At 67.1% G+C, this 15,357-nt stretch carries 14 protein-coding genes; 12 read left to right on the top strand and 2 right to left on the bottom strand.

The genetic code is table 11. From position 1 onward, the window contains the following. Positions 1-7 precede the first annotated feature (7 nt). Together NNX34_RS09925 and NNX34_RS09920 are read left to right on the top strand one after the other, a co-directional pair. Positions 8-688: a hypothetical protein gene (locus NNX34_RS09925; RefSeq protein ID WP_255766336.1), complete on the top strand. Its 681-nt coding sequence runs from the start codon at positions 8-10 to the stop codon at positions 686-688. Positions 689-733: 45 nt separating this feature from the next. Then, positions 734-1,744 carry an adenosine deaminase gene (locus tag NNX34_RS09920; RefSeq protein ID WP_255766335.1) on the top strand — a complete coding sequence of 337 codons (1,011 nt, stop codon included), beginning with the start codon at positions 734-736 and terminating at the stop codon, positions 1,742-1,744. A gap of 24 nt (positions 1,745-1,768) precedes the next feature. Here NNX34_RS09920 and NNX34_RS09915 read toward each other — a convergent pair whose 3' ends face one another. Then, positions 1,769-3,067, bottom strand: coding sequence for an APC family permease (locus tag NNX34_RS09915; protein WP_255766334.1), 1,299 nt, complete (start codon positions 3,065-3,067; stop codon positions 1,769-1,771). A gap of 125 nt (positions 3,068-3,192) precedes the next feature. On the opposite strand from NNX34_RS09915, the gene aspS reads away from it, so the two are divergent. From aspS to NNX34_RS09900, 3 genes are all read left to right on the top strand, one after another. Then, a complete protein-coding gene (gene aspS, locus NNX34_RS09910; RefSeq protein WP_227921325.1) occupies positions 3,193-4,986 on the top strand; it encodes an aspartate--tRNA ligase in 1,794 nt (597 codons plus the stop codon). 120 nt (positions 4,987-5,106) lie between these two features. After that, positions 5,107-5,943: a PhzF family phenazine biosynthesis protein gene (locus tag NNX34_RS09905; RefSeq protein ID WP_255766333.1), complete on the top strand. Its 837-nt coding sequence runs from the start codon at positions 5,107-5,109 to the stop codon at positions 5,941-5,943. An 8-nt stretch (positions 5,944-5,951) separates the two neighbouring features. After that, positions 5,952-6,989 carry a nitronate monooxygenase gene (locus NNX34_RS09900; protein ID WP_255766332.1) on the top strand — a complete coding sequence of 346 codons (1,038 nt, stop codon included), beginning with the start codon at positions 5,952-5,954 and terminating at the stop codon, positions 6,987-6,989. A 6-nt stretch (positions 6,990-6,995) separates the two neighbouring features. Here the strand turns inward: NNX34_RS09900 and NNX34_RS09895 are convergent, their stop codons facing one another. Beyond that, positions 6,996-7,583, bottom strand: a complete 588-nt coding sequence (locus NNX34_RS09895; RefSeq protein WP_255766331.1) for a Vms1/Ankzf1 family peptidyl-tRNA hydrolase — start codon at positions 7,581-7,583, stop codon at positions 6,996-6,998. Between the two features lie 67 nt (positions 7,584-7,650). Between NNX34_RS09895 and NNX34_RS09890 the strand changes: the two genes are divergently transcribed. The 7 genes from NNX34_RS09890 to mltG all read left to right on the top strand — a co-directional run bounded on the left by NNX34_RS09890 (position 7,651) and on the right by mltG (position 15,357). Further along, on the top strand, positions 7,651-9,066 hold the full coding sequence (locus tag NNX34_RS09890; RefSeq protein ID WP_255766330.1) for a replication-associated recombination protein A: 1,416 nt from the start codon (positions 7,651-7,653) through the stop codon (positions 9,064-9,066). 208 nt (positions 9,067-9,274) lie between these two features. Beyond that, positions 9,275-9,901: a 30S ribosomal protein S4 gene (gene rpsD / locus NNX34_RS09885; RefSeq protein WP_104054795.1), complete on the top strand. Its 627-nt coding sequence runs from the start codon at positions 9,275-9,277 to the stop codon at positions 9,899-9,901. A 230-nt stretch (positions 9,902-10,131) separates the two neighbouring features. After that, on the top strand, positions 10,132-10,506 hold the full coding sequence (locus NNX34_RS09880) for a DUF948 domain-containing protein (RefSeq protein WP_227921340.1): 375 nt from the start codon (positions 10,132-10,134) through the stop codon (positions 10,504-10,506). Between the two features lie 27 nt (positions 10,507-10,533). Continuing rightward, complete coding sequence (locus NNX34_RS09875; protein ID WP_227921347.1) at positions 10,534-10,788, top strand: hypothetical protein; 255 nt, start codon at positions 10,534-10,536, stop codon at positions 10,786-10,788. Between the two features lie 93 nt (positions 10,789-10,881). Next, positions 10,882-13,575: an alanine--tRNA ligase gene (alaS, locus tag NNX34_RS09870; RefSeq protein WP_255766329.1), complete on the top strand. Its 2,694-nt coding sequence runs from the start codon at positions 10,882-10,884 to the stop codon at positions 13,573-13,575. Further along, complete coding sequence (gene ruvX / locus NNX34_RS09865) at positions 13,532-14,149, top strand: Holliday junction resolvase RuvX (RefSeq protein ID WP_370646996.1); 618 nt, start codon at positions 13,532-13,534, stop codon at positions 14,147-14,149. The genes alaS and ruvX overlap by 44 nt, the downstream gene beginning before the upstream one ends. Continuing rightward, positions 14,146-15,357, top strand: coding sequence for an endolytic transglycosylase MltG (gene mltG, locus NNX34_RS09860; protein ID WP_255766327.1), 1,212 nt, complete (start codon positions 14,146-14,148; stop codon positions 15,355-15,357). The genes ruvX and mltG overlap by 4 nt, the downstream gene beginning before the upstream one ends.

The raw sequence follows: 15,357 nt of genomic DNA, 5'->3' as shown, positions 1-15,357 counted from the left end.
AGCCTAAATGAGCGGCGCTCCCCTGGGGTCCGGGCGGCGGGCTATGTCCTCCGAAGGGATGACGGAAGGCACCCTCGCGGTGGCACCTTTCGCCGACGACACCGGGTTTCCCGCCCGGAAGGCTGGGGTCATGGACATCCTCGTGTATTTGATCATCGGCTCAGAGATTGGTTTCTGGGTCCTGCTGGCGGCCGGCCTGGGAGCCCGCTACCTGCTTCACCGCAGACGGCTGGGCATGGTGCTGCTCGCCTGTGTTCCGCTGCTCGACGTCGTGCTTTTGGCGGCATCCGCCGCCGATTTGGCACAGGGCGGACGGCCCGGGTCCATCCACGGACTTGCGGCGTTCTACCTGGGCTTCAGTGTCGCCTTCGGCCACAGCCTGATCCGGTGGGCGGATGTGCGGGTTGCCCACCGGTTCGCCGGGGGACCGGCACCGGTGAAGCCGGTGAAGGGGACGCCGGAGTACCGGCGGTCACTGTGGGTGGAATACGGCCGCGTCCTGCTGGCCACTGGAATTGCCGTCGCCGTCCTGCTGGGCATGATCGGAATCGTGGCCGCACCCGGGGAAGCGGAGGTGCTGTGGGACTGGGTGAAGCGGGCCGGCCTGGTCGCAGGGATCTGGCTGCTGGCCGGTCCGGTGTACGGAATGTTTGAAACCGCTCCCCGCGAACGCGCCGGCCTCCGCTGACCTCGTGGATGGCGGTCCAAGGCACAGGCCCCCTAGGCTTTAACCATGGCTGTTGACCCGCTTCCCACCCCGCCGTGCGCCGAACTCCACCTCCACATTGAGGGAACGCTGGAACCGGAGCTGATCTTCGAACTGGCCGCCCGCAACGGCTTGGACCTGCCCTACGACAGTCTCGAGGACCTTCGTGCGCGGTACCGGTTCACGGATCTGCAGTCCTTCCTGGACCTCTACTACTCCAATATGGATGTGCTGCGGACCGAGGCGGATTTCACCGACATGACCCGTGCCTACCTGCGCCGGGCTGCGGCGGCCGGGGTGCGGCATGTGGAAATGATGATGGATCCGCAGGCGCACCTAGTCCGCGGCGTCCCGTTGAGCGTCTCGGTGGGCGGAGTCTGGGCGGCTTTGGCCCGCAGCGAGGAAGAATTCGGGATCTCCACGGAGCTGATTGCCGCGTTCCTGCGCGACCATCCGGTGGCCGAAGCGCTGGAGGTGCTGGAGGAACTGCTGGCCATGGATGCGCCGATCATCGGGATCGGCCTGGACTCCGCGGAAGTGGGGAACCCGCCGTCGTCGTTCATCGAGCTGTACCGTCGTGCCCGGGAGGCAGGGCTGCGGTCCGTAGCCCACGCAGGTGAGGAGGGTCCGTCCTCGTACATCGAGGAGGCGCTGGACCTGCTTCACGCGGACCGCATCGACCACGGGATCCGCTGCCTGGATGACCCGGACCTGGTGGACCGGCTGGTCCGCGATCAGGTGCCGCTGACCGTCTGCCCGCTGTCCAACGTGCGGCTGCAGGCGGTGTCGGCCCTGGCTGAGCATCCCTTGCCGCGGATGCTCGAGCACGGCCTGAACATTTCCGTGAACTCGGATGACCCGGCCTACTTTGACGGCTACGTGGATGACAATTTCCGGGCGGTGCAGGAAACCTTCGGGCTCAGCAGGGCGCAGCTTGCCCAGCTCGCCGCAAACTCGATCGAAGCCTCGTTCGCGCCTGCCGGGCGCCGCGCCGAGCTGCTGGGCGAAGTCCGTGCGTGGGAGGCTGCCGGCGCCTAGGTGAGCGCCGGCCCCCGGATGAGGCTAGAACGGCGGCGTCCTGGGGGTCCGCGGGCGACGGAAACTCAACCGGACCACGAGCCCCGCCACCAGGATGATCAGGGCCAGGCTGATGGACACGGGCGGCAGGGCGAGGGCCAGCAGCAGTGCGCCCACCGCACCGGCCAGGTTCAGGACCCGGGGTGCGTAGCGCGTGCGGTCCTTCAGGGTGAAAGCACACACGGTGGTGATGGCCGCGTAGAACAGCAGGGCGAAGGACGCCATCCCCAGCAGTGCGTCCAGGTCCCCGAACAGCACAAGCAGCAGGACGACGGCGGCCGCCGTGGCTTCGGCGGCCCACGGGGTCTGTCCGCGGCCGAAGCGGGATTCCCTCGACGCGCCGAAGAAGGACGGAAGGTCGCGGTCCGCGGCCATGTCGGAGGCTGCCCGGCCTGCCGATTCCGTCAGCGACCACAGGCCGCCCAGGGCGGCGGCGGCAACAGCAAGGATAACGGCACCCGTACCGACGCCCGCGCCCACGCTCTCCAGGGGTTCAAGCAGGGGAGCGGTCTCGGCGGACAAGGCAGCCGCTCCGTAGTAGGCCAGCATCGAAGAACCCATGAACCAGTACAGTCCGAAGGCCACGGCAATGGCAGCGGGGATCGCGATGGGCAGGTTGCGTGAGGGATTGCGCACACCGGACCCCATCGTGGCCAGCCGCGTGTACCCGGAGAAAATGAAGAACAGCAGCCCGGCGGCCTGCAGCACGCCCGAGGTGGAAGCCTCAATCTCCGCACCCACCCGCACCGGCTGGTGAGGCGCCTCGTTGAAGAGCACCACCACTGTGAAGGCCAGGACGCTGAAGACAAAGGCCACTATGAAGCGGGTGACCCAGGAACCCCGGTTCACCCCCAGCAGGTTCACGGCGGCCATGACAATCACGGCTCCCGCTGCGCCGGCCCGAGGATGCTCAGGGACGACATACGCCCCGAATGCGAGGGCCAGGACAGCCGAGGAAAGCAGTAATGCCCAGATCAGGGTCCAGCCGGAAAGGAAACCGCTGTACGGCCCCAGCAGGATCCGCGCGGCTGTCCGCGCCGTGGCGTCTCCGCCCCGGTCCTCGGGGAGCCGGCGCGAGACGGCCCTGCTGAGCTGGAAGGTGGAGAGCCCGCAGAGGAAGGCCACAACCGCGGCTATGCCGAGGCCCGCGCCCAGCGCCGGTCCTGCAGCGGCCGCAGCCGGAGCGAAGGCGACGAACGCACCCGCACCGACGATGGAGCCTAGGCCGGCAGTGGTGGCATCAAAGCCGCCCAGGGGAACACGCGGCTGGGTAGTGCCGGACAACAGGCTTATCCAATCGGTAGGTACATGGCGGAGCGGGGGTCGGTTCACCGGTAAACTCTGAAGGAGACCGTGTATTTACAATGGGCGGAAACAGTGGTTTCCGCAAGTTTTTCGAAAGGACAGCTGTGCTGCGCACTCATGCCCTTGGTTCCCTGAGGGCCGAGCATATTGGACAGACCGTTACTCTCGCAGGATGGGTCGCCCGACGGCGCGACCACGGCGGCGTTGCCTTCCTCGACCTCCGCGATGCCTCGGGTGTGGCGCAGGTTGTGGTGCGTGAAGAGGATGTCTTCCACGGGCTGCGCAACGAGTACGTCCTGCAGATCACCGGCACCGTGCAGAAGCGGCCCGAGGGTAACGAGAACCCGGCCCTGGCTACGGGCGAAGTCGAGGTGATCGCGGACGACGTCGTCATCCTGAACACCTCTGACCCGCTGCCGTTCCAGATCGACGAGCATGTGGAGGTCGGCGAGGAAGCCCGCCTGCGCCACCGTTACCTGGACCTCCGCCGCCCGGCACCGGCCGCTGCCATGCGCCTGCGCTCGGAAGCCAACCGCGTGGCCCGTGAACTGCTGCACGATGAAGGCTTCGTGGAGATCGAAACCCCCACGCTGACCCGGTCCACCCCCGAAGGTGCCCGCGACTTCGTGGTTCCCGCACGCCTGGCCCCGGGTTCCTGGTACGCCCTGCCGCAGTCCCCGCAGCTGTTCAAGCAGCTGCTGCAGGTTGGCGGCTTCGAAAAGTACTACCAGATTGCCCGCTGCTACCGCGATGAGGACTTCCGCGCGGACCGCCAGCCGGAGTTCACGCAGCTGGACATTGAAGCCAGCTTCGTCGAGGAAGACGACATCATCGCCCTGGGCGAGCAGATCGTGAAGTCGCTGTGGAAGCTGATCGGCGTCGAGATCAGCACCCCCATCCCGCGCATGACCTACGCCGATGCCATGGCCCGCTACGGTTCGGACAAGCCGGACCTGCGGTTCGGCCTGGAACTCACCGAGCTGACCGAATTCTTCAAGGACACCACCTTCCGCGTCTTCCAGGCTCCCTACGTGGGTGCCGTGGTGATGCCGGGCGGTGCTTCCCAGGCACGCCGCACCCTTGATGCCTGGCAGGAATGGGCCAAGCAGCGCGGCGCGAAGGGCCTGGCCTACGTGCTGATCCAGGAAGACGGCACGCTGACCGGACCGGTCGCCAAGAACCTGACCGACTTCGAGCGGGAGAACCTCGCCGAAAAGGTGGGCGCCAAGCCCGGTGACTGCATCTTCTTCGGTGCCGGCGAAAAGAGCGAGGCACGTGCCCTGCTCGGCGCCGCGCGCGTGGAAATCGGCCACCGCACCGGCCTGATCGATCCCAAGGACTGGGCGTTCGTCTGGGTGGTTGACGCACCCATGTTCGAGCCGGCGTCGGCCGCAGTTGCCGCCGGCGACGTGGCTGTGGGCGGCGGGGCCTGGACGGCCGTGCACCATGCCTTCACCTCGCCCAAGCCCGAATTCATGGATACCTTCGACACGGATCCCGAGTCGGCAGTGGCCTACGCCTACGACATTGTCTGCAACGGCAACGAAATCGGCGGCGGTTCCATCCGTATCCACCAGCGCGACGTGCAGGAACGCGTCTTCAAGGTCATGGGCCTTTCGCAGGAAGATGCACAGGAAAAGTTCGGATTCCTGCTCGAAGGCTTCAAGTACGGCGCACCGCCCCACGGCGGCATCGCCTTCGGCTGGGACCGCGTAGTGGCCCTGCTGGCCGGCACCGAGTCCATCCGCGACGTCATCGCCTTCCCGAAGTCCGGCGGCGGCTACGACCCGCTGACGCAGGCTCCGGCGCCGATCACGCCGCAGCAGCGCAAGGAAGCCGGCGTGGACTTCAAGCCGGAAGCCAAGAAGGACAAGGAAGCAGCCGCGAAGGAAGCGTAGCTTCCCGCCGCAGGTACGGTACCCGGTCGCAGCATGCGGCCGGGTACCGTGTTTTAACCGTGTTTTGACATGCCCGCCTGCGCTGGACAGTCCGGCACCGGCACCCGATAGTGTTTGGGCATGAGAGATCGCTGGTTCAAGCAGGTGGATGTATTCGGCACGAAGCCCTATCTGGGCAACCCGGTGGCCGTGGTGTTGGATGCCGACGGTGTTTCCGACGCCGCCATGGCCTCCTTTGCCCGGTGGACGAACCTGTCCGAGACGACGTTCGTGCTGCCGCCCACCCAGGAAGGCGCCGACTACCGGGTCCGGATTTTCACGCCCGGGGGAGAGATCCCCTTCGCCGGGCACCCCACGCTGGGCACCTGCCACGCCTGGCTCGAAGCCGGCAACATCCCGCATTATCCCGGCGTCGTGATCTCCGAATGCGAAGTGGGACTGGTGACCCTGCACGCCTCGGCCGGGATGGCCGCGTTCGGCGCGCCGCCGCTGATCCGCTCGGGCGAGCTGGAGGAAGCCGTGCTGAAGCAGGCGGTGGACGCCCTCGGGATTACCCGGGACCAGGTTGCCGCCTCGAACTGGATCGACAACGGTCCCGGCTGGCTGGGCCTGCTCCTGAAGGATGCCGAAACCGTGCTGTCCCTGACACCGGATCCGGCGGCTATGGGCTCCCTGGCCGTGGGCGTCATCGGCCCGCAGCCCGACGGCGGCGAAACGGACTTCGAAGTCCGCGCCTTTGCACCCGGGCACGGGGTGCGGGAGGATCCCGTCACCGGCAGCCTCAACGCGGGGCTGGCACAGTGGCTGATCGGAGCCGGCCTCGCGCCGGAGCGTTACACCGTCACGCAGGGCACTGTGCTGGAGCGTTCCGGACTGGTGCGGATCTTTACCCGGGACCGGAAGATCTGGGTGGGCGGGGAAACCGCCACCTGCATTGACGGCACCGTAAAGCTGTAGCCGCGGACATGTTTACGCTGGCGTCCCTTCCGCACGCCGTCGTCGGCGCTCCCATGGCCGGCGGGCCGTCCACTCCGGCGCTGGCGGCGGCCGTCAGCAACGCCGGGGGTCTGGGCTTCCTCGCTGCGGGCTATAAAAGCGCCGAAGCGCTGGCCGGGGAAATCATGGCGACCCGAGGGCTGACCGGCCGGCCGTTCGGGGTGAACCTCTTCGTGCCGGACTCCGCGAACACGGGCGGTTCCGGAACATCCCGGCAGGTCGCTGCCGCCCTGGCCTACCGGGAGCAGCTGGCCCGGATCTATCCGCCGGAGCTGCTGCCGCTGCCGGACCCGGAGGACGACGACGGGTGGGATGCCAAGCTCGAACTGGTCCTCCGCCTGCAGGTACCCGTGGCGTCCTTTACCTTCGGCCTGCCCGGCGCAGACGTTATTACTGCGCTCCGGGACGCAGGCACCGCCGTCGCCGTCACCGTGACCACTGCACGGGAAGCCGAGCTGGCCGTTGCGGCAGGTGCACGGATGCTGTGCCTGCAGGGACCGGCGGCCGGCGGTCACCGCGGAACCTTCGACGCCGCGGCGGAACCGTCCGCGCAGCCGTTGGATGAACTGGTGCGTGCGGCCCGGGACGCCGTCAGTGACGATGTCGAGCTCATTGCCGCCGGAGGAATCAGCACCGCTGCACAGGTCCGGTCCCTGCGGGCCGCCGGGGCGGATGCCGTGCAGGTCGGCACCGCGCTGCTGTTGAGCCCGGAGGCCGGGACCGCGGCCGTGCACCGGGCGGCCCTGCAGGACCCGCAGTTTACGCAGACCGCACTGACCCGGGCCTTTTCCGGCCGTACCGCCCGGGGACTGGCCAACCGGTTCATGGCCGAACACGCGGATGCCCCGGCCGCCTATCCGCTGGTCAACCAGGTCACCAAGGGGCTCCGGGCACGGGCGGCAGCCGCCGGAGATCCGCACGGCACCAGCCTCTGGGCCGGAACCGGCTACCGCTCGGCAGTGCCCGAACCTGCCGCCGCCGTGGTCGCAGGTCTGGGGACGCGGTAACCGTTCCTAGGGCAGGCTGATCCGGACAAACACCGACGCCGCATTCCGGGCCGCCTGCGCCAGCACGGCTGCTTTCGGGTCTGCGACGTCCAGCGGGCGCAGCCGGGGCAGCGCGGCCCAGCGGGCGAACACCCGCCGGTCGGCCACCTGCTCGGCCAGCATCCGGTCGCCGCCGAAGACCAGGTACTCCGGAGCGGCGCTGCTGAATACGGCCACTGCCTGCTCCGCGACGGTCGCCACGAGGGCATCGGCTGCATTGGCCCGGCGGCTGTTCGGCGAACCCGTCTTCGAGCCCAGCAGGCGGCCTTCCCGGGCAACGCCCACGGCATAGCCGCCGCGCCGGACCAGCACCAGGCCCAGGGTCCGGGCCTGCCCGGCCAGCGAAGCCAGGCGTTCGACGTCGTTGGCGCCCCGTCCGGGGCGGCCGTCGGCAGGCCACGGTTCGAACAGTTCGGCCTCGGCGCCGGACGCGGCACGGACCCGCACGCCCTCATTCCCGGGGACAAACTCCAGTGCGCCCTGGCCCGCTTCGAACCGTTCCAGCCAGCCGGCCATCCGTTCTGCCGAAACATAGGTGGTGCGCGAGGCAGGCATGGACGGGTCTGCTTTCAACGTAAGAGGGGTGGACCTGCTCAGGTTACGGCACGAGTAGCCTTGAAGCGTGAATGGTTTGCCGGGGAATGATTTGTTCAGCGTAGACGGAGACGACGACGCGGAGTTCGACGACGCCGGGGCAGTCCCGGGCACGAGGGTGCGGCCGCGCAGCCCCCTGGCTGTCCGGATGCGCCCGCGCACAGTGGACGAGGTGGTGGGACAGCAGCACCTGCTCGGCCCCGGTTCGCCGCTGCGCACGCTGGCTTCCTCCGCCGATGAACGCAACCCCGCCGGACCCTCCTCGGTCATGCTGTGGGGGCCGCCCGGCACGGGCAAGACCACGCTGGCACACGTCGTCGCCCGGGGCGCCGGGCGCAAGTTCGTGGAGCTCTCCGCCATCACCGCCGGCGTCAAGGATGTCCGCCGGGTCATGGAGCAGGCCCTGACAGACCGGGACCTGCACGGCGTCACCACCATCCTCTTCCTGGACGAGATCCACCGCTTCAACAAGGCCCAGCAGGATGCCCTGCTGCCCGGGGTGGAAAACCGGTGGGTGGTCCTGATGGCCGCCACCACGGAGAACCCGTCCTTCTCCGTGGTCTCCCCGCTGCTGTCCCGGTCGCTGCTACTGACACTGAAACCGCTGACCGAGGAGGACATCGCCGCCCTGCTGCAACGCGCCGTCGAGGATGAACGGGGACTGGCCGGACGGGTGACGCTTAGCGCGGAGGCGCTGGAGCACCTGGTCCGGCTGGCGGCAGGGGACGCCCGCCGCGGCCTGACCGCGCTCGAGGCCGCCGCCGGCGTCGCCTACTCCGAAAAAGCGGACGGCGACGACATCCCTGAAGTCACCCTGAAACACGCGGAAGAGGCACTGGACGTTGCGGCGCTGCGCTATGACCGCGCGGGTGACCAGCACTATGACATCACCAGCGCGTTCATCAAGTCCCTCCGGGGATCCGACGTCGACGCCGCCCTGCACTACCTGGCCCGCATGCTGGAATCGGGGGAGGACCCCCGGTTCATCTCCCGGCGGCTGATCATCTCGGCATCGGAGGACGTGGGAATGGCGGACCCGACGGCGCTGCAGACCGCCGTCGCGGCCGCCCAGGCCGTCCAGCTGATCGGCATGCCCGAAGGACGGATCATCCTGGCCGAGGCGGTGGTGCATATTGCCACCGCACCCAAGTCCAACGCCGCCTACAACGGCATCAACGCCGCCATCGCCGATGTGCGGGCCGGGCGCGGGCAGGGCGTTCCATCCCATCTGCGCGATGCCCACTACCCGGGTGCGAAGCAGCTGGGGCACGGCAAGGGGTATATCTATTCGCATGACTCACCGCACGGCGTCGCACGCCAGCAGTACGCGCCGGATGACCTGGTCGGAACGAACTACTACGAACCCACCGGCAACGGAGTGGAGCGTGACATCTCCGCCAGGCTGGACCGGCTGCGGGGAATCATCCGGGGCGAGAAGTCCTGACCGGGAGCGCTGTTCCTGACCGGCGGGTCCTGCGGTGCGTGTTAGCATTGATGGTTGACTGGCAAGCCGGTTGTCGATTTCGACACCCTCGGCTGTAGCAGACGGCAGCGGTTGGCCGGAGCTCTCCCTAATGGAGGCCAGCATATTTCGCAGCAGTCACGGCACGTACTACCGCCGTGGCCAAACCGCCAAACAGTGAAAGGTGAACGTGGCTAACAACACACGTGCACGCCGGCAGGCACGCGCATCGCGCGCCCTCGGCATTGCTTTGACCCCCAAGGCAGCAAAGTACTTCGAGCGTCGGCCTTACCCCCCGGGTGAGCACGGCCGCGCACGTCGCAAGCAGGACAGCGACTACGCCGTACGTCTGCGCGAAAAGCAGCGTCTGCGTGCCCAGTACGGCATCCGCGAAGCACAGATGACCCGTGTCTTCGAAGAAGCCCGCCGTACCGCCGGCCTGACCGGTGAAAACCTGATCGAACTGCTCGAAATGCGTCTCGACGCACTCGTGCTGCGTGCCGGCTTTGCCCGCACGATCGCCCAGGCCCGCCAGCTGGTTGTGCACCGTCACATCATGGTTGACGGCGCCCGCGTGGACCGCCCGTCCTTCCGCGTTTCCGAAGGCCAGCTCATCCACGTGCACCAGCGCAGCGAGACCATGACGCCGTTCCAGGTTGCCGCAGCCGGCGCCCACCGCGACGTCCTGCCCGCCGTTCCGGGTTACCTCGATGTTTCCCTGGACAAGCTGCAGGCACGCCTCGTGCGTCGCCCGAAGCGCTCGGAAGTCCCCGTGACCTGCGAAGAGCAGCTCGTGGTGGAATACTACGCACGCTAATAACGGAAACATTTCCGTTTACTGTTCAGCCCGCGGCCTTGTGCCGCGGGCTGTTCCGTTATCCGGGGCCGTATTCCTCCTTTCGTGGCGTACACGGCAAAAGTAAGTGCCGCGGCGTTGCAGTAGGTAAGGTACATACCGGAGTCTTTCGCCGTATCCAGGCGGGGACTTCCGGGCAGAGCCGTTAACGGCGATGCGAACCACGAATTTTCTGCGCAAGAAGGAGTCCCATGTCGGGTGGAGATATAGCCGGTCTGATCGCGGCCGGTGTGTTTGCCGTATTGGTCGCGTTGCTGGCCGTTCCCGTCTGGAAACTGGGGAAGGTCTTCGACGAGATGCGCGGCGCCATCCGTACGCTCAGCGAGGAGACCACTCCGCTGATCGACGAGGTCACCACCACGGTGTCCACCACCAACCTGCAGCTGCAGAAGGTGGACGGCATCTCCTCGAACGTTTCGGACGCATCGGCCAACTTGTCCGCTCTGTCCTCCCTGGTGGCCGCCACCGTGGGTTCCCCGCTGATCAAGGTCTCGGCGTTCAGCTACGGCGTACGTTCCGCCCTCGCCTCCCGCAGGACCGCCGGCCGTGGCCGGCGCAGCCGCTAAGCACACCAACAATTACAGGAGCCAGCCATGATCAAGCGCGTATTTTGGATGTCCATTGGCGTTGCCATCGGCGTAATCGCCGTCCGCCGGGTTTCCGAGGCCAAGACCAGCCTGAGCCAGGCGGGGATCAACCGTGCGGTGGATTCCGCAGCCGGTGCCGTGCAGAGCTTCGCCGAAGCCCTGCGTGAAGGCATGGGCCAGCGTGAGGGCGAGCTGCGCGCTGCCCTGGGCCTGGACAACTCCGACAACGTTGCCGAGACCCTGAGGTCCACGCGCCGCTAAGCGCCGCACTTCTTCGTCACTGGCAGCACAGCATTACGCACGCAGTCCCACCTGCCTGCTGAAACACCATTACCGGAAGGGTATAGAAGCACCATGAAGTCCCACGAGATTGCACGCCGCTGGCTGGATTACTTCAGCAATAAGGGACATACGGTGGTGCCCTCGGCGTCGCTCGTCTCCAACGATCCCTCGCTGCTGTTCACCGTGGCCGGCATGGTGCCGTTCATCCCTTACCTCACCGCCCGCGAAAAGGCTCCGTACAGCCGGGCAACCAGCGTGCAGAAGTGCATCCGCACCGCGGACATCGAAGAAGTGGGCAAGACCGCCCGCCACGGCACCTTCTTCCAGATGGCAGGCAACTTCTCCTTCGGTGACTACTTCAAGGAAGAAGCAATCACCTACGCCTGGGAACTGCTGACCTCCGACGTCGAGAAGGGCGGTTACGGGCTGGACCCGCAGCGGCTCTGGGTCACCGTTTACGAGGACGGCGACGAGCGCGACGACGAAGCCCGCGCCATCTGGCGGGACAAGATCGGCATCCCGAATGACCGCATCATCGGGACCGGCAAGGCGGACAACTACTGGAACACCGGACAGGCAGGCCCGGGCGGCCCCTGCTCCGAGATCTACTACGACCGCGGCCCGGCCTACGGCCAGGAGGGCGGCCCGGCAGTAGACGAGACGCGCTACATCGAGATCTGGAACCTGGTCTTTATGCAGTACCAGCTCTCCGCCGTGCGCTCCAAGACGGACTTCGACGTGGCCGGCGAACTGCCGCAGAAGAACATCGACACGGGCCTCGGCCTCGAGCGTCTGGCGATGATCCTGCAGGGCGTGGAGAACATGTACGAGACGGACCAGGTCCGTCCCGTGCTGGATAAGGCCGCCGAGCTCTCCGGCAAGACCTACACCAGCTCCGAAAACCCCTCGGACCCGCACCACACGGACGACGTCCGGATGCGCGTGGTTGCCGACCATATCCGCTCCGCCCTGATGTTGATTTCCGACGGCGTGAGCCCGTCCAACGAAGGCCGCGGCTACGTGCTGCGCCGCCTCATCCGCCGGGCCGTGCGCGCCATGCGCCTGCTGGGCGTGGACACCGCCGTGCTGCCCGAACTGCTGCCCGTCTCCCGCGATGCCATGAAGGGCACGTACCCCGAGGTTGAAGCCGACTTCGCCCGGATCAGCCGGATCGCCTATGCCGAGGAGAAGGCGTTCCTGCGCACCATCGCCTCCGGCACCGAGCGCCTGGAAGAGGCCGTCAAGGTTTCCAAGGCCGCCGGAGCTCCGTTGAGCGGCGAAGAAGCTTTTGCCCTGCACGACACCTACGGTTTCCCCATCGACCTCACGCTGGAAATGGCCGAGGAAGCGGGCCTGAAGGTCGACGAGGCCGGATTCCGCTCGCTCATGTCCGAGCAGCGCAAGCGCGCCCAGGCAGATGCCCGCGGGAAGAAGCACGGGCACGCCGATATGTCGGTGTTCAACGAACTGCTGGCCGCCGGTTCCACGGTATTCACGGGCTACGACGAGCTGAAGACCGAATCGAAGGTCCGCGGCATCATTTCCGGGAACTCCCGCGTGGAATACGCCGGACAGGGTTCCGAAATCTCCCTGGTGCTGGACTCCACGCCGTTCTACGCCGAAGCGGGCGGGCAGGCCGCCGATACCGGCCTCATCACCGGTGACGGCTTCGTCCTCGAGGTGCAGGACGTCCAGCGCCCGGTCAAGGGGCTGAGCGTGCACAAGGCAATTGTCCGCGAAGGCGAGATCGCCGCCGGCGCCAATGTGCTGGCCGCCGTCGACGCCCAGCGCCGCCACGAGGCTGAGCAGGCGCACTCCGGCACGCACATCGTGCACGCGGCCCTGCACCAGATCCTCGGCCCGGAAGCGCTACAGCGCGGCTCCTTCAACAAGGCCGGCTACCTGCGCTTCGACTTCTCCTGGGGTGAAGGCCTCTCCGACGCCGCGAAATCCGAAATCGAAGAGGTCTCCAACCTCGCGATCCGCAGCAACTACCAGGTAGAGACCAAGATCATGTCCCTGGCGGACGCCAAGGCACTGGGCGCCACCGCACTGTTCGGCGAAGCCTACGGTGACACCGTGCGGGTCGTGGAAATGAACGGCGACTGGTCCCGCGAACTCTGCGGCGGCACCCACGTGGCCTCGACTTCCCGCATCGGCAGCCTGACCCTGCTGGGCGAACAGTCCGTCGGATCCGGCAACCGCCGGGTCGAAGCCTTCGTGGGTATGGACGCCTTCCGCCACCTCGCCGCCGAGCGGGCACTGGTGAATGAGCTCTCCGAGATGCTCAAGGTCCCTTCGGCGCAGCTGCCGGACCGCCTCGCTGCCACCCTGGCCAAGCTGAAGTCCACCGAGAAGGAACTCGAAAAGCTGCGCCGCGAGCAGCTGGCCGCTTCCGCCGCTGCCCTCGTAGGCACCGCAGTGGACGTAGACGGCGTCCGGCTCCTGGCCCACAACGCCGGCGAGGTCGGGGGAGCGGATGACCTGCGCACCTTGGCACTCGACCTGCGTTCCCGCCTGGGCAGCGAACCCGCAGCGGTGGCTGTCGCCGGTGTCTCCAACAACCGTCCCGTGGTGATTGTTGCCACCAACGAAGGTGCCCGCGGTGCCGGCGTCAAGGCCGGTGCCCTCGTCAAGGTTGCTGCCGGCGTGCTCGGCGGCGGCGGCGGCGGCAAGGACGACGTCGCCCAGGGCGGCGGCTCCGATGCAGGCAGGATCGGAGATGCCCTCACGGCGATCCGCGAAGCCGTGGCCGGGCGGAGCTGACTTGAGTGGTCTGCGCGGGGTGAAGCTGGGTGTCGACGTCGGCCTGGTTCGGGTCGGCCTCGCAGCCAGCGACCCCGACGGCGTCCTGGCCATGCCGGTCAGGACGCTGAAGCGGGACGCGAAGAAAAACAGCGACATCCGCGTGGTGGTCCGGGAAGCTGCGGAGCGGGGTGCCGTCGAAGTGTTTGTCGGCCTGCCGCGCAGCCTGGGCGGCGGCGAAACCGCCTCCACCCAGATGGCCCGGGACTACGCGCAGGCGCTGGTCCGGGCCCTGGCCGACGCCGGCCAGGAACAGCAGGTGCGGCTGGTGGACGAACGCCTGACCACGGTCTCCGCGCACCGTAACCTGCGCGAAGCTGGAATGAACAGCCGGAATCACCGTACAGTGGTTGATCAAGCGGCTGCAGTGGCTATTCTGCAGCAGGCTATTGACACACAACGATCCCAGAACCGGGACGTAGGGGAGCTGGTTACACTGCGCCGGCCGCGCCGCGAAAGCGGCGGGATGCCGGCCCCGACCGAGGAGTTCGAAATTTCGCAGGACATCGAGCGCGAAAGCGGTAATACGCCGTGAGCCACAGATATCCCGAGTACCCGGCCATGGCGGAGCCTGACCGCAGGCCCCGGGAGGGCGGCAGTCCTCTCCCCGTGGGCGTGTTCTTCGAGGAGCCCTCGGAGCTTCCCAGCCGCAGGAGCCAACGGCCGAGCCGCGAAAAGCAGCGTCGCCGCCGTCGCCGCACCATCATCATGATCACCGTGCTGGCCGTGTTTGCAGGCGTGATTTTCGGCCTCATCATGTTCCTCCGGGACCTGCTGGGCATGAACGAGATCCAGGACTACGAGGGTGCAGGCAACGGCACCGTGGCGTTCACCGTGGCAGAAGGTGACGGCCCGCTGCTGATCGGCGGAAAGCTCGAAGCCGAAGACATCGTCGCCACGTCCAAGGAATTCGTCAACGCCTTCACCGCCCAGTCTGACGGACGGGAAATCCAGCCCGGCACGTACGAAATGAAATACCAGATGTCCTCCTCCGCCGCCGTGGATGCCCTGCTCGGGGACGGCGGCAGCCAGGTGCATTACGCGGCAGTGGCACGCGACCTGCGCCAGGGCGAGGTCTTCGAAGTCCTGAACACCTCCACCCGGATCCCGCTTTCGGAGTTCCAGGCCTTGGCCGCGGACCCGCAGCAGTTCGGCCTGCCGGAGGAAGCCGTAAGCCTTGAGGGCTACCTGCATCCGGGCGAATACCGGTTCGACGTCGAAAAGGACGCCACCGAGATCATCACCGAGATGGTGGATAACACGTTCGCTGAACTCGAAGCGGCCGGTATTACCGATCCCGCCGAGCAGTACCGGATCCTGACCAAGGCCAGCATCATCCAGGCCGAGGCCGGGGAGGCTGACTACGGCGCCGTCGCCGGTTCCATCGAGAACCGGCTGGGCCCGGACAACAAGGAAACCAACGGGCTGATCCAGTCCGATGCCACGGTGACCTACGGCCTGAACCGCAAGAGCTATGAACTCACCGCGGAGGAAAAGGCGGACAAATCCAACCCGTACAACACCTACGCCAACCCCGGCCTGCCCGTCGGTCCCATCGGTTCCCCGAGCCGGGAGGCCATTGAGGCAGCGGCCAACCCGGATGACGTCCCGTACTACTACTGGGTCACCGTCAACCTGGACAGCGGCGAAACCAAGTTCTCCTCCACCCTCGCCGAGCACGCCAAGTACGTCGAGGAATACCAGAACTGGTGCAGTACCCAAAAAGCCGGGCGGTGTGGTTAG

Origin of the sequence: Arthrobacter sp. zg-Y1116 (genome assembly GCF_024385485.1) — a bacterium.
Taxonomy (GTDB): Bacteria; Actinomycetota; Actinomycetes; order Actinomycetales; family Micrococcaceae; genus Arthrobacter_B.
The sequence above is the reverse complement of the archived record's forward strand: the minus strand, read 5'-3'. Positions and strand labels throughout refer to the sequence as shown.

Excerpts from the sequence above, each read along its gene's own strand:
- NNX34_RS09925 (WP_255766336.1), top strand. The coding sequence starts at position 8 with ATGAGCGGCGCTCCCCTGGGGTCCGGGCGGCGGGCTATGTCCTCCGAA.
- NNX34_RS09920 (WP_255766335.1), top strand. The coding sequence starts at position 734 with ATGGCTGTTGACCCGCTTCCCACCCCGCCGTGCGCCGAACTCCACCTC.
- NNX34_RS09905 (WP_255766333.1), top strand. The coding sequence starts at position 5,107 with ATGAGAGATCGCTGGTTCAAGCAGGTGGATGTATTCGGCACGAAGCCC.
- NNX34_RS09900 (WP_255766332.1), top strand. The coding sequence starts at position 5,952 with ATGTTTACGCTGGCGTCCCTTCCGCACGCCGTCGTCGGCGCTCCCATG.
- NNX34_RS09895 (WP_255766331.1), bottom strand. The coding sequence starts at position 7,583 with ATGCCTGCCTCGCGCACCACCTATGTTTCGGCAGAACGGATGGCCGGC.
- NNX34_RS09880 (WP_227921340.1), top strand. The coding sequence starts at position 10,132 with ATGTCGGGTGGAGATATAGCCGGTCTGATCGCGGCCGGTGTGTTTGCC.
- NNX34_RS09875 (WP_227921347.1), top strand. The coding sequence starts at position 10,534 with ATGATCAAGCGCGTATTTTGGATGTCCATTGGCGTTGCCATCGGCGTA.
- alaS (WP_255766329.1), top strand. The coding sequence starts at position 10,882 with ATGAAGTCCCACGAGATTGCACGCCGCTGGCTGGATTACTTCAGCAAT.
- ruvX (WP_370646996.1), top strand. The coding sequence starts at position 13,532 with ATGCCCTCACGGCGATCCGCGAAGCCGTGGCCGGGCGGAGCTGACTTG.